The sequence below is a fragment of the Pseudomonas sp. genome, assembly GCF_049590575.1.
Classification (GTDB): Bacteria; Pseudomonadota; Gammaproteobacteria; order Pseudomonadales; family Pseudomonadaceae; genus Aquipseudomonas.
The window spans coordinates 1-13218 of the sequence record NZ_JBAWDE010000331.1 but is presented as its reverse complement, the minus strand read 5'-3'; the positions used below and the strand labels follow the sequence as shown (position 1 = coordinate 13218).

10 protein-coding genes are annotated in these 13218 nt (G+C 62.9%); 4 read left to right on the top strand and 6 right to left on the bottom strand.

The genetic code is table 11. The features are described from left to right. Positions 1–203 precede the first annotated feature (203 nt). Positions 204–1568: a DNA recombination protein RmuC gene (gene rmuC, locus WBR57_RS23180; RefSeq protein ID WP_424086998.1), complete on the top strand. Its 1365-nt coding sequence runs from the start codon at positions 204–206 to the stop codon at positions 1566–1568. Positions 1569–1598: 30 nt separating this feature from the next. On the opposite strand, the gene WBR57_RS23175 is transcribed toward rmuC, so the two are convergent. From WBR57_RS23175 to WBR57_RS23165, 3 genes are all read right to left on the bottom strand, one after another. After that, positions 1599–5069, bottom strand: coding sequence for a hybrid sensor histidine kinase/response regulator (locus WBR57_RS23175; protein ID WP_424086996.1), 3471 nt, complete (start codon positions 5067–5069; stop codon positions 1599–1601). Positions 5070–5188: 119 nt separating this feature from the next. Then, on the bottom strand, positions 5189–5572 hold the full coding sequence (locus tag WBR57_RS23170) for a YbaN family protein (protein WP_424086993.1): 384 nt from the start codon (positions 5570–5572) through the stop codon (positions 5189–5191). 20 nt (positions 5573–5592) lie between these two features. After that, positions 5593–6180, bottom strand: coding sequence for a UPF0149 family protein (locus WBR57_RS23165; RefSeq protein WP_424086991.1), 588 nt, complete (start codon positions 6178–6180; stop codon positions 5593–5595). Between the two features lie 275 nt (positions 6181–6455). Here WBR57_RS23165 and recQ point away from each other — a divergent pair, with 275 nt between their 5' ends. Both recQ and WBR57_RS23155 read left to right on the top strand, forming a co-directional pair. Then, complete coding sequence (recQ, locus tag WBR57_RS23160; protein ID WP_424086990.1) at positions 6456–8585, top strand: DNA helicase RecQ; 2130 nt, start codon at positions 6456–6458, stop codon at positions 8583–8585. A 121-nt stretch (positions 8586–8706) separates the two neighbouring features. Next, the gene (locus WBR57_RS23155; RefSeq protein WP_424086988.1) at positions 8707–9141 is read left to right on the top strand and encodes a MarR family transcriptional regulator; all 435 of its coding nucleotides are present in this window, start codon (positions 8707–8709) and stop codon (positions 9139–9141) included. A 60-nt stretch (positions 9142–9201) separates the two neighbouring features. Here the strand turns inward: WBR57_RS23155 and WBR57_RS23150 are convergent, their stop codons facing one another. Then, entirely contained in the window at positions 9202–11391 is a 2190-nt protein-coding gene (locus WBR57_RS23150; protein WP_424086986.1) for a patatin-like phospholipase family protein, read from the bottom strand. 84 nt (positions 11392–11475) lie between these two features. Here WBR57_RS23150 and WBR57_RS23145 point away from each other — a divergent pair, with 84 nt between their 5' ends. Next, positions 11476–11763 (top strand): SelT/SelW/SelH family protein, encoded by a 288-nt coding sequence (locus tag WBR57_RS23145; RefSeq protein ID WP_424086984.1) that lies wholly within the window; start codon positions 11476–11478, stop codon positions 11761–11763. Here WBR57_RS23145 and WBR57_RS23140 read toward each other — a convergent pair whose 3' ends face one another. Both WBR57_RS23140 and WBR57_RS23135 read right to left on the bottom strand, forming a co-directional pair. Next, positions 11764–12651, bottom strand: coding sequence for a DMT family transporter (locus WBR57_RS23140; protein ID WP_424086982.1), 888 nt, complete (start codon positions 12649–12651; stop codon positions 11764–11766). It lies immediately after the preceding gene. Positions 12652–12732: 81 nt separating this feature from the next. Next, positions 12733–13218: helix-turn-helix transcriptional regulator (locus WBR57_RS23135; protein WP_424086980.1), on the bottom strand; the 486-nt coding region annotated here is incomplete at its 5' end.

The window sequence follows — 13218 nt, the reverse complement described above, 5'->3', positions numbered from 1 at the left end:
GCGCGAACTGGGCCAGGTCGAAGACTGAGCTGTCTTCCAGCCCTGTGCTCCGTTAACCTCGCTCTTTTTTGGTAATGGCAGAAATCGCTATGGCTTTTGACTGGACCAATATTGCCCTGGGTCTCGCGGGTGCTGCAGTGCCGTTACTGGCGCTGTGCTGGCAGATCCAGCGGCGGCTGACCGCGCGCACCACTGGCTGGGAACTGCTCGAAGAGCGCCTGGCCATGGCGCAACTGGCTCAGGAAGGCCTGGCTGCCCAGCTGGATGCCAGCCGCGACGAGATCAGCGACCTGAGCCAGGCGAACGCCGCCAAGCAAGCTGACCTTGCCGCCGTGCGCCGCGAAGTCGAACTGCTGCAGGTCGACCGCGACAACGCCCGCGACGCCGCCCACGCCTGGAACCTCGACCGCAGCGCCAAGGAAACCGAATTGCGCCGCCTCGACGCTTTGTCGGCGTCTTTGCGCGCCGAACTGCGCGAACAGCAGGACAGCCACCAACAGCGCCTCGCCGACCTGCAGGGCTCGCGAGATGAGCTGCGCGCACAGTTCGCCGAGTTGGCCGGCAAGATCTTTGACGAGCGCGAGCAGCGTTTCGCCGAAACCAGCCAGGAGCGCCTGGGGCAATTGCTCGACCCGCTGAAGGAGCGCATTCAGTCCTTCGAAAAGCGTGTGGAAGAAAGCTATCAGAACGAGGCCCGCGAGCGTTTTTCCCTGGCCAAGGAGCTTGAGCGCCTGCAGCAACTGAACCTGCGCCTGTCAGACGAAGCCACCAACCTGACCCGCGCCCTCAAGGGCCAGAAAACCCAGGGCAACTGGGGTGAGCTGATCCTCGAGCGTGTGCTGGAACATGCCGGCCTGGAAAAGGGGCGCGAATATCAGACGCAAGTGAGCCTCAAAGGCCCGGACGGCGAGCGCTTCCAGCCGGATGTATTGATCATGCTGCCCGGCGATAAGCAGGTGGTGGTCGACTCCAAGGTCAGCCTCACTGCGTATCAACAATATGTAGCCGCGGAGGATGACGTGATTGGCCAAGCGGCCCTCAAGCAGCACGTGCTGTCGCTGCGTAATCACGTCAAAGGCTTGGCCGGCAAGGATTACAAGCGCCTGGAAGGCCTGCACAGCCTGGATTTCGTGTTGTTGTTCGTGCCGATCGAGGCGGCGTTTTCAGCGGCGCTGCAGGCCGAGCCCAACCTGTTCCAGGAAGCCTTTGACCGGCATATCGTTATCGTCAGCCCGACCACGTTGCTTGCTACCCTTCGCGTGATCGACAGCCTGTGGAAACAGGAACGCCAAAGCCAGAACGCGCGGGAGATCGCCGAGCGCGCCGGTTGGCTGTACGACAAGTTCGTACTGTTTATCCAGGACCTGGATGAGGTGGGTAACCGCTTGCAGCAATTGGATAAGGCTTACAGCGCAGCGCGGAACAAGCTGACAGATGGACGCGGAAACCTGGTCAGCCGCACCGAGCAATTAAGGCTGCTCGGTGCCCGCGCCAGTAAAAGCCTGCCGGCTGATTTGTTGGAAAGGGCGATGACCGATTCCGATGGCGTTGCTCATCTCCCGGAATAAATGCAGCACGAAATGTGGTGTACATCCGGTTTAGAGCGGCAAATGCCGGCTCAGCAGCGCCCGCAACGCCGCCGGCTTCACCGGCTTGGCCAGGTAATCCAGCCCCGCCGCATGCACTTCGGCGACCATCTCCGGGCGGCCGTCGGCACTGATGACCACGCCCGGAATCGGCTCAGCCAGCTGCGCGCGCAGCCAGCCCATCAATTCGGTACCGGTTTCGCCGTGGTCCAGGTGGTAGTCCACCAGCGCCAGTTGCGGGCGCACGCCTTCGGCCAGTAACGCAGCGCATTGCGCTTGGTCGGTGGCGGTCCACACCTCACAGCCCCAGCGCGTCAGCAGGCTGCGCATGCCAATCAGGATGCTTTCTTCGTTATCCACGCACAGCACCTGCGCGCCGCTCAGGGGCAGGCCGTTTTCCTGGGTGGCCTTGGGCTGCGGGCTGGCCTGGTTACGCGCCAGCGGCACGCGCACGCTGAACACGCTGCCCTTGCCCGGCCAGGAGCGCACGCTCAAACGGTGGCCGAGTACGCGGCACAGGCCGTCGGCTATCGCCAGGCCCAGCCCCAGGCCTTTTTCGGCGCGGGTCTGGTGGCTGTCCAGGCGCTTGAACTCTTCGAAGATCACCTTCTGTTTATCCTGCGGGATGCCGGGGCCGCGGTCCCACACTTCCAGGCACAGCTCGCCGCGGCGCCGGCGCACGCCCAGCAGCACCGGGCCGTCGGCATAGCGGAAGGCGTTGGTGAGGAAGTTCTGCAAAATCCGCCGGAGCAATTTTATGTCGCTGTCGACACGCAAGCGGCTGCCGCGCAGGCGGAAGCGCAAGCCTTGTTCCTGGGCCAGCGCCTTGAATTCGGCGCCCAGGGTGTCGAACAACTCGTTGAGTACAAACGGCTGGCGCTGCGGGTTGATCTTGCCGTTTTCCAGGCGCGAGATATCCAGCAAGTCGCTGATCAGGTCTTCGGCGGAACGCAGCGAGCTGTCCAGGTGCTGCACCAGTTGCCGGGCTTCAGCGGAGAGACCGTCATACTGGTGGGAGAGGGCGGCGGAGAACAGCCGCGCGGCGTTCAGGGGCTGCATCAAGTCATGGCTGACTGCCGCCAGGAAGCGGGTCTTCGACTGGCTGGCAGATTCGGCCACGCCCTTGGCGTCGGTCAGCGCCACATTCAGTTGCGACAGCTCATGGGTGCGCTCGGTCACCCGCTGTTCCAGGCCTTCGTTGGCCTCGGTGAGTGCCTGCTCGGCTTCGCGGAACGCGGTGATGTCGGTAAAACTCATGACAAAGCCGCCGCCGGGCATCGGGTTGCCGATCAGCTCGATCACCCGCCCGTTCGGGAACAAACGTTCGGAGGTGTGCGCGCGGCCCTGGCGCATCCAGTGCAGGCGACGCGCCACATGCACCTCGGCTTCGCCCGGCCCGCACAGGCCGCGCTCGGCGTTGTAGCGAATAATGTCGGCAATCGGCCGGCCGACGCTGATCAGGCCGTCCGGGTAGTTGAACAGCTCCAGATAGCGTCGGTTCCAGGCCACCAGTTTGAGGGACTGGTCCACCACGCTGATGCCCTGGGTGATGTTCTCGATCGCGCCTTGCAGCAACGCCCGGTTGAATTGCAGCACCTCCGAGGCTTCGTCGGCGATCCGTACTACGTCCTCCAGTTGCATTTCCCGCCCCTCGATGGCGGCTTTCACTACAGCTCGGGTGGATGACGCACCGAGTACACCGGCCAACAAGCGCTCGGTATGGGCAATCCAGTCGTTGTCGGCATTCTGGTTGGGGTTGAAGCCCTTGCCTTGGCGATAGGCGAAGCGGATAAAGCTCTGCTGGGCCCGCTCCTCACCGACAAAACGCGCCGCCAGGCTGAGCAGGTCGCTGATTTGTACCGACAGCATCGAGCGGGCACTGGCGCGCTGGCTGATTTCCTGGCCAATAAAACGGCCGGCCTGCCAGTGTTCCGACACGCGCGTGCGCGACAGCATCGACACCCACACAAACAGCGTGAAGTTGCCCGCCAGGGAGAACACGGTGCCCAGGGTCAACGAGGTCACGGACAAGCCCAGCGGGTGGGAATGCATCCACGTGAGGCCGGGGAAAAGGCTCAGGGACCATCCCAGGCTTTTCGCAGTCACCGGTAGGACCAAGGTGTAAAACCACAGGAACGTGCCCGCCGCCAACCCGGCAAACACACCGCGCCGGTTGGCCTGTTTCCAATACAGCGCGCCGAGCATCGCCGGCGCCAGTTGGGTCACGGCGGCAAAGGCGATCTGGCCGATGGTCGCCAGGCTGGCGCTGGAGCCGAGCAAGCGATAGCTCACATACGCCAGCAGCAGGATGATCACGATACTGACCCGGCGCACCGACAGCATCCAGTGCCGGAACACTTCGAACGGCCGCTCGGCGCTGGAGCGGCGCAGCAGCCAGGGCAGCAGCATGTCGTTGGAAACCATGGTCGACAAGGCGATGCTCGCCACGATCACCATGCCGGTAGCTGCCGACGCACCGCCGATAAACGCCAGCACGGCGAGGGCAGGGTGGGCCTCGGCCATCGGCAGGCTGATCACGTAGGAGTCCGGCAGCACCGAGCCGGGCAGGAGCATTTTGCCGCCCAGGGCGATGGGTATCACAAACAGTGCGGCGAGCACCAGGTAGGCCGGAAACACCCATTTGGCCAGACGCAGGTCCTGCGGGTCGATATTTTCCACCACGGTCACGTGAAACTGCCGGGGCAGGCAAATAATCGCCATCATCGCCACGCCGGTCTGCACCACCATCGAGGGCCAGTTGATGGTTTCTTTCCAGTATTCCTCTAGCCGCGGCGCGAGCATCGCCTGGCTGAACAGGTCGCCGAAACCGTCGTACAGGCCGAACGTCACAAACGCACCGACGGCCAGGAAGGCAAACAGCTTGACCAGGGATTCAAACGCGATCGCCAGCACCATGCCGCGGTGGTGCTCCGTGGCGTCGAGGTTGCGGGTACCGAACACAATGGTGAACAGCGCCAGCACCAGCGACACGATCAACGCGGTGTCCTGCGCGCGGGTGCCGGTGGTGTCGGCGCCGGCACCGATCAGCAGGTTGACGCCCAGCACGATGCCTTTGAGTTGCAGAGCGATATAAGGCAGCACGCCGACCAGGCAGATCAGCGCAACCACCACTGCCAACGATTGGGACTTGCCGTAGCGCGCAGCGATGAAGTCGGCGATGGAGGTAATGTTTTCCTGCTTGCTGATCAGAATCATCTTCTGCAGCACCCAGGGTGCCAACACCAGTAGAAGCACGGGTCCGAGGTAGATCGGTAAAAACGCCCATAGTTGTTCGGCGGCTTGGCCTACGGCGCCGAAGAAGGTCCAACTGGTGCAGTAAACCGCCAGCGACAGGCTGTACACCCAGGCACGCATGCGCGGCGGCAATGGCGCACGGCGGCGGTCACCGTAGAAGGCGATGGCAAACATAATGGCCATATAGGCCAGGGCAACGGCGGCGATCAGCCCGCTGGACAGCGTCATGTTAACTCCGAGCATAGGAACACCCGGGCATTCCGGGCCCGGCTGGACAGTCTCGCATGATGCCTGGGGTTAGTCAGTGTCGACCAAGGTCGTGTGGGATCGAATGTCGCAGTGCGCGATCAGCGCGGTGGCAGGGTTTTCTGGCGCAGGATGTAAATCGTCACTAGCACGGCGCTGGTCAGCATGAACCCACGAGCCCAGGGCAGCGGCACCAAATAGCAGGAAAAGCCGATGCTCAGCCACATCAAGCCAATGGCGTAGACCTTGCCCTTGAGCGGGATGCCGTTGCCGTCCAGGTAGTCGCGAATCCACGGGCCCAGGCGTGGGTGTTCCACCAGCCAGTGGTAGAAGCGCGGGGAGCTTCGGGCGAAGCAGGCGGCGGCAAGCAGCAGAAAAGGCGTGGTGGGCAGGACCGGCAGGAAAATGCCGATCACCCCCAACGCTACGCTGAGCCAGCCGATGGCCAGCAGCAGGTAGCGCAGGAGCAGCGAGCGGTCGCCCATGGGTGTCACGGGCAAACGACTCAGTGGTGACGAGGCTTGAGGATCGCCGGTTTTTCGTCAGGGGCGTTGCACAGCAGGTACAGGGCGGTCAAGGCTTCCGGGATCTGCACGATCATGTCGTCCATCAGGTTGGCGTCGGAGGCGATGTCGGAGAATTCCGGCTGGTCGTCGAACAGGCCCGAACCGACCATGATCGGCAGCAGCATTTCGCTGACTTCTTCCTCGGCGGTTTCGAACCAGGCGGCTTCACGCAGGAACACGCCTTCCATGAAACCGATGCACCAGCCGCGCAGGTCGGAGTCATCCGGCTCTTCGCCGAGGTCCAGGTCGCAAGGCAGTTCGAACTCTTCGTCGGAAGCCAGTTGGCGACCGATGTGGGCCTTGAGGGCCACCAGGGTGGATTCGATTTCTTCGCGTTGAGCGTCGTCGGCGTAGTGCGGTTCTTCGGCGAACAAGGCGTCGATCCACTCACGGTCAGGCACGATGTCGGAAGAGATCGACAGGGCGGTCAGGTAGCCGTGGGCGGCCACGTAGTCCAGCGCCTCGTCATGCAGCTCATCGGCGTCGAGGAAGGCTTGCAGGCGGGTTAGTTGCTCAGCGAAGGACATTGAAGGGCTACCTTGGGAATAAACGATGCTGAATTCTAGGCTTTCTTGAGCGCTCAGGCCAGCTGCAAGGCATATTTGGCGGGTTTTACAGATGGGCGTCTATTCGTCAGTCGCGCCCTTTGGCGGGTGTCGCTCGGGTATACTGCCGCGTTTTGTGATGCCCCTGCAGGCCGAGCACCAACGCGAGAAAACTTCGCTTACGGATTATTTCCCGTGAACGCGGGTTTTTTCGGCCAGCCTGTACAGAGGGATTTCGGCACTATTTGGAGTTTTACATGCTCGAGCAGGCTCAACGCGTCCTCAAGGACATCTTCGGCTACGACAGTTTTCGTGGCCGCCAGGGTGCGATCATTGAGCGCGTGGCCAGTGGCGGTGATGCGCTGGTATTGATGCCTACCGGTGGCGGCAAGTCGCTGTGCTTCCAGGTGCCGGCGCTGTTGCGCAACGGCCTGGCGGTGGTGGTGTCGCCGCTGATCGCGTTGATGGATGACCAGGTCGCCACCCTTGAAGAACTCGGTGTGGCCGCGGCGTCCCTGAACTCCACGCTGAGTGCCGAGCAGCAGCGCGAGCTGGCCGCGCGGATCAAACGCGGCGAAGTCAAGATGCTCTACCTGGCCCCCGAGCGCCTCGTACAGCCGCGCATGCTGGCCTTTTTGCAGAGCCTGGAAATCGCCCTGTTCGCCATCGACGAAGCCCACTGCGTATCGCAATGGGGTCACGATTTCCGTCGCGAATATTTGCAGCTGGGCCAGTTGGCGGAGCTGTTCCCCGATGTCCCGCGTATCGCCCTGACCGCCACCGCCGACAAACGCACCCGCGAAGAAATCGTCGAGCGCCTGCACCTGCAGAACGCCGAGCGCTTCCTGTCGAGCTTTGACCGGCCGAATATTTTCTACCGCATCGTGCCCAAGGAGCAGCCGCGCAAGCAGCTGCTGGCGTTCCTCTCCGAGCGGCGCAGCGATGCGGGCATCGTGTATTGCCTGTCGCGCAAGAAGGTCGATGAAGTCGCCGCATTCCTCTGCGAGCAGGGCTACCCGGCGTTGCCGTACCACGCCGGCCTGCCGAATGAAACGCGCTCCGCGCACCAGAAGCGCTTCCTCAACGAGGAAGGCCTGATCATGGTCGCGACCATCGCGTTCGGCATGGGCATCGACAAATCCAACGTGCGTTTTGTCGCACACATGGACCTGCCCAAGTCCCTCGAGGCGTACTACCAGGAAACCGGTCGCGCCGGCCGTGATGGCCTGCCGGCGGATGCGTGGATGGTCTACGGCCTGCAAGACGTGGTGATGCTCAAGCAGATGCTGCAGAACTCCGAAGGCGACGAACGCCACAAGCGCCTGGAGCAGCACAAGCTCGACGCCATGCTCTCATTGTGTGAAGAAACCCGCTGCCGCCGCCAGACGCTGCTGGCGTATTTCGACGAGGACATGCCCGAGCCGTGCGGCCACTGCGACAACTGCACTGACGGCGTGCAGACCTGGGATGCCACCGAGCCGGCGCGCCAGGCGTTGTCGACCATCTACCGGACCGGTCAGCGTTACGGCGTCGGCCATCTGGTGGATGTGCTGCTCGGCAAGGACAACGAAAAGGTGCGCAGTTTCGGCCACGAAAAACTCTCGGTCTACGGCGTCGGCAAGGCCCGGGCCGAGGGCGAATGGCGCTCGCTGTTCCGGCAGATGGTCGCGCGTAACCTCGTGGACATCGACATCGAAGGCTATGGCGGCCTGCGCCTGAACGACAGTTGCCGGCCCTTGCTCAAGGGCGAGGTGAGCCTGGAGCTGCGCCGCGACCTCAAGCCGCAGACCACCGCTAAAAGCAGCAGCACCAGCCCGGCCAGCCAACTGGTGCGTGGCGAAGAGCGCGAGCAGTGGGAAGCCCTGCGCACCTTGCGCCGCAAACTGGCGCAGGAGCACAGCGTGCCGCCGTACGTCATCTTCCCCGACTCCACGCTGTTGGAGATGCTGCGCGAGCAACCGACTACCATGGCCGAAATGGGGCGGGTCAGCGGTGTGGGTGCACGCAAGCTGGAGCGTTATGGCCAGGCCTTCCTCGAAGTGCTCGGCGGCCAGGCTGAGGCGCCCAAGGAAGTCGCCGATATTCGCCATGAACTGATCAGCCTGGCGCGCGCCGGCATGACCCCTATGCAGATTGCCAGCCAGCTGCAGTGCACGGAGAAAAACGTCTACACCTTGCTCGCCGAATCCATCTGTAAGCAGCAGTTGTCGTTGGAGCAGGCACTTGATTTACCGGAAGATTTGCTCGGTGAAATCCAGGATGCATTCCTTGACGGAGAAGGCGAATTGCCACCGGTTGCGGAGATTGCGCCGCTGTTCACCGGCCGTGTTCCCGAGGGTGTCCTGCACTGTGTACGCGCCGCTTTGCAGTCGGAATTCGAAATTTAGTGTGCCAATTACGACAATGTAACGAATCAGTACATAGCAACTCTTGCCTAGTGGCATGGCTCATGCTTAGCTGACTAATAATTAGCCACACTTTATTTTCAGTCTAAACCATGAGTTTTTTATGCCGTTAACCGATCAACACCGTTTTGGCATGCAGCTGGCGCAAATGTCCCGAGGTTGGCGCGCCGAGCTCGACCGCCGCCTGGCGGGGCTGGGCCTGTCCCAGGCGCGCTGGCTGGTGCTGCTGCACCTGGCACGTTTCGAAGAACCGCCGACTCAGCGTGAACTGGCGCAGAGCGTCGGGGTAGAAGGGCCGACCCTCGCACGCCTGCTCGACAGCCTCGAAGGCCAGGGTTTGGTGCAACGCCAGGCGGTGGTGGAAGATCGTCGCGCCAAACGCATCCTGCTGTGCGATACCGCCCGCCCTCTGATCGACCAGATTGAAACCATCGCCACGGCCTTGCGCCATGAGCTGTTTGTAGGCGTTGATGAAGCAGACCTGCGCGTGTGCATGCGCGTGCATGCGCACATTCTGACGAATCTGGAAAAGTCCTGATTGCAGATACAGCAGGGATTGAAAATGTGGGAGCAGGCCAGCCAGTTCCCACCGTTGGCCCTAGAACGTCTGCCCCAGGTTCAGGTACACCGCCTGCTGCTTATCATCGTTGAACCCATAGCTGAAATTCAGCGGCCCCAACGGTGTATCAAAGCCCAGGAAAACACTCGCCGCGTTGATATAGCCGCTGTCGAATTCATTGTCGTTGTTCCACGCGCGGCCACGTTCCAGTGACGCACCGAGGTACAGCGGGAAGTCCAGCGGCAGGTAAGAGCGCGGCGTCAGGCGGCGGTAGTACACCGCCCGCATCAAGCTGATGTTCTGCCCTGAAATCGCATCCTGACGAAAGCCCGACAACTGCCGCGCGCCTCCGAGCAGGAAGCTCGAAATCACCACCTCCGAATCATCCAGCGTGCGCCCGTAGCGCCCGCCCAGCACCAGGGTGTCCGGGCCATGGCTCATGGCTTTATCGAGCTTGAATTCCCATTGGCGGTAGCGCTGGTCCGAGCCCAGGCCGGGTTCGAATTCGCGGAAGGCCAGGCCGATATCTTCGCCGGTATGGGGGAAGTACACGTTGTCCAGGGTGTCGAAGGAGTACTTCAGCTCATAGAAGCCTTCGCTGAAACTCACGCTCGGCAGGCTTCGATCACCAATGCGCACATCGGCCTTGCCCCAGGCTTCGCCGACACCGAAGCGAATCTCGCCGCTGTTGCCGATCTGTCGGCCCACATTCAGGCCGAATCCGTAGCGTTCCAGGCGGTATTCAGAAATCGGATCGTTGTCCAGAATCAGCTCGACGTTCTGTGCCTGGGCACTCAGATAGGGCGCGACGAAGTAGCGCGAACCGGTGTCCATCGGCTGGTAGAACTCGCTGTACAGCTCCTGGCGATCACCGATCTGTACCCGCGTCAGCCATTCGGCGCCGAGGCGGTTGATGCCGTTCATGCGGTAGCTGGCGCCGATGTTGAAGGCGCTGTCGCCGCGCATGTCATCCGACAGGCTCAAGCCCAGGCGCAGGTAGTCGGTGCCGCTGCGTTTGCCGCGTGCGCTGATCATCAGCGTGTTGTCCTGGCCCTTCTTGATCACGCGGTATTGCACCTGCTCGAAGTAATCCAGGCCATACAGGGTGCCCATATCGGTTTGCAGGCGCCCCAGGTTCAGCGGCTCACCCAGGGGCTGGCGGATGTAGTAGCGGATCACGTCGTCGCTGACTTTCGAGTCGTTTTCCACCTTGATGGCGGTGATCACCGGGGTACGTTCACCCGGAGTGCGGGCGGCGACCAGTTGCGGGTCGATGGGTTGGGCGGGGCGCAGGTGGGCCAGGCGCACGTCGAGGGCCCGCGTGGCTCGGTAGCCGGCGTCGATCATGTCCTTGGCGCGGCCGAAATCCGTCACGCCGTAGGCGGATAGGGGCGGCTGGATCAGTACGTCCTTGGGGTGCAGGTCCTTGAGTTGTTCTTCGGAATTGCGTCGGGTCATCAGCGTGATCGACTGGTTCAGCACATCGACCACCGTGGCCAATTGCTTGCGCGAACGCAGCGGGGTGCCGATGTCGACCACGATGGCGATGTCGACGCCCATCTCGCGTGCCACATCCAGCGGGATGTTATCGGTCATGCCACCGTCGACCAATAGCCGGCCGTCCAGCTCCACCGGCGCGAACACCGCTGGGATCGACATGCTCGCGCGGATCACCTGGGGCAAATGGCCCTTGCGGAACACCACCTTTTCGCCGGTGGTGATGTCGGTGGCCACGGCGCGGAAGGGGATCGGCAGCTTGTCGAAATTGCGCGTGTCGCTGCTGTGGGCGAACATGCTTTCCAGCAGCAGCGCCAGGTTCTGGCCCTGGATCACCCCGAGGGGCAGGCCGAGGCTGCCGTCATCGCGGAAGCTGAGTTTCTGCTTGACCAGGAAATCCCGGTCATCCTGCTTGCGGCGAAACGGCACATCTTCACGCGGCGGCGCGTCGGACAGGGCCTGCTGCCAGTCGATGCCCAGTGCCAGTTTTTCCAGCTCGTCAATCTTGTAGCCCGAGGCATACAGCCCGCCAATCACCGCGCCCATGCTGGTGCCGGCGATTGCATCAATCTGGATGCCTTGTTCCTCCAGGGCCTTGAGCACGCCGATATGCGCCAGGCCACGCGCGGCCCCACCGGACAGCACCAGGCCGATTTTCGGGCGGGGCGGTTCAACGGCGTCGGCAACGATAGGGAGCAGGAGCAGGAACAGGCAGGACAACAGGCGGCGCATCATGAATCTCGAGGCTGGGCGATAAAGGCCGCTATTATAGCCGCTCGATCCTCCGAGCCCGTCATGCCAGGAACCTCTCAAATTATGTCGATGAGCAAGCCCGAAATCGTCATCACTTATTGCACCCAGTGCCAGTGGCTGCTGCGCGCCGCGTGGCTGGCCCAGGAACTGTTGAGTACCTTTACCGATGACCTGGGCAAAGTATCGCTGGAGCCAGCCACCGGCGGGGCGTTTCGCATCACTTGCGATGGCGTGCAGATCTGGGAACGCAAGGTCGACGGTGGCTTCCCGGAGGCCAAGGTGCTCAAGCAGCGGGTGCGCGACCAGATCGACCCGCAGCGGGATCTGGGGCACAACGACCGCAAAGCCTGACTATGAGGCGGTTGCAGCGGGCTGTTTGGCCTGGCTGGCGCTGCCCATCAACCCGGAAAGCACGATAGCCACGATGATCAACGCGCCGCCGAGTAGCATGCGCACTGTCGGGGTTTCGGCAAACAGCAGCCAGGCCGCAGTGATGCCATAGACCGGCTCCATGGCAAATACCACCGAGGCGGTGCGCGCCTTGATCACCGCGAGGCTGGCGACAAACAGGCTGTGGGCCAGGCCGGTGCAGAACACGCCGAGCAGGCCGATCCACAGCCAGTCCAGCGCGCGAACTTCCGCCAGCCCTGGCGCTGCGACCGGCAGCAGGCACGCCGCGACCACCACGTTCTGGCACAGCGCCGCTTGCACGGCTGGAATCCGCCCTGAGCTGGCGCGATTGTTCAGTGACAATAATGAGAACAGCAAGCCCGAGGCGATGCCCCACAGCAGGCCACCGGTGGCCTCGCTGGCGAGGTTGAAGTCCGGCGTCACCAGCACCAGGCCGACGGTGACCAGCGCCACCAGCACTATTTCATTGGCGCGGATGCGCTCGCGGAAGATCAGCCCCTCAAGGATCACGGTGAAGGCCGGGAACGCGGTAAACCCCAGGGTCGCCACGGCGACCCCGGCCACCTTCACTGCCATGAAGAACGTAACCCAGTGCGCGGCGAGCAATACGCCACTGATCGCCAATCGGCGCCAGTCGCGCAGTTCGAGTTTTTTCCAGGGGGTGTGACTGGCGAAGCGCGCAAACACTGCCAGGGCCAGCACGGCAAAAGCGGCGCGACCGAACACGATGATGGCCGGCGAGGCGGCCGCGAGTTTGCCGAAGACGCCAGTGAGGCCAAACATCAATGCGCCGATATGCAGGGCGCCGAGGGCTGAGCGGGGAGTCATTGCGATCCTTGAAGCAACGGGAGTGACAGGCTCGCAGTCTAGTGGGTTGCCGGCTTGGGCGTCTGTCGCGCAGCTCGCGATTTATAGCGCGGGGCTCTTGCCCAAGCGCAGCGCACCCGGCGAGGCGCCAAATTCGCGCAGCATCGCTGCCGCGAACGCGCTCTGCGATGCATAGCCAACACGTTCGGCAACCTCGCCAATCGGCAGCGGCGTTTCGCGCAGCAGGCCCAGGGCCATAGTCAGGCGACGGCTGCGGATATAGTCCATCGGCGTCTGGCCGCACTCGGCCATGAACCGCGCATGCAGGCGTGCCACGGAGAGGCCGGCGATGCGCGCCAGATCAGCGACCTGCAGGGGATGGGCCACATGCCGTTCGATATGCGCATTGAAGGCCGCATAGGGCAAGCGCCGGCCCGGCAGCGGCTGCGCCAGCGGATGATTGAGGCTGGCCAACAGCAGGACTGCGCCTTGCTGCACGATCAGCGGGTCATCCACCGGGCTGTGGGCGAGCCATTGCACCAGCTGGTGTTGCCGCGAGTCCAGGGCCAGGCGCGCGGGCTGGTCGAG

Bases quoted from the DNA above. Each gene is read 5' to 3' on its own strand.
- WBR57_RS23170 (WP_424086993.1), bottom strand. From the start codon at position 5,572: ATGGGCGACCGCTCGCTGCTCCTGCGCTACCTGCTGCTGGCCATCGGC.
- WBR57_RS23165 (WP_424086991.1), bottom strand. From the start codon at position 6,180: ATGTCCTTCGCTGAGCAACTAACCCGCCTGCAAGCCTTCCTCGACGCC.
- WBR57_RS23140 (WP_424086982.1), bottom strand. From the start codon at position 12,651: ATGACTCCCCGCTCAGCCCTCGGCGCCCTGCATATCGGCGCATTGATG.
- recQ (WP_424086990.1), top strand. From the start codon at position 6,456: ATGCTCGAGCAGGCTCAACGCGTCCTCAAGGACATCTTCGGCTACGAC.
- WBR57_RS23175 (WP_424086996.1), bottom strand. From the start codon at position 5,069: ATGACGCTGTCCAGCGGGCTGATCGCCGCCGTTGCCCTGGCCTATATG.
- WBR57_RS23145 (WP_424086984.1), top strand. From the start codon at position 11,476: ATGTCGATGAGCAAGCCCGAAATCGTCATCACTTATTGCACCCAGTGC.
- WBR57_RS23150 (WP_424086986.1), bottom strand. From the start codon at position 11,391: ATGCGCCGCCTGTTGTCCTGCCTGTTCCTGCTCCTGCTCCCTATCGTT.
- WBR57_RS23155 (WP_424086988.1), top strand. From the start codon at position 8,707: ATGCCGTTAACCGATCAACACCGTTTTGGCATGCAGCTGGCGCAAATG.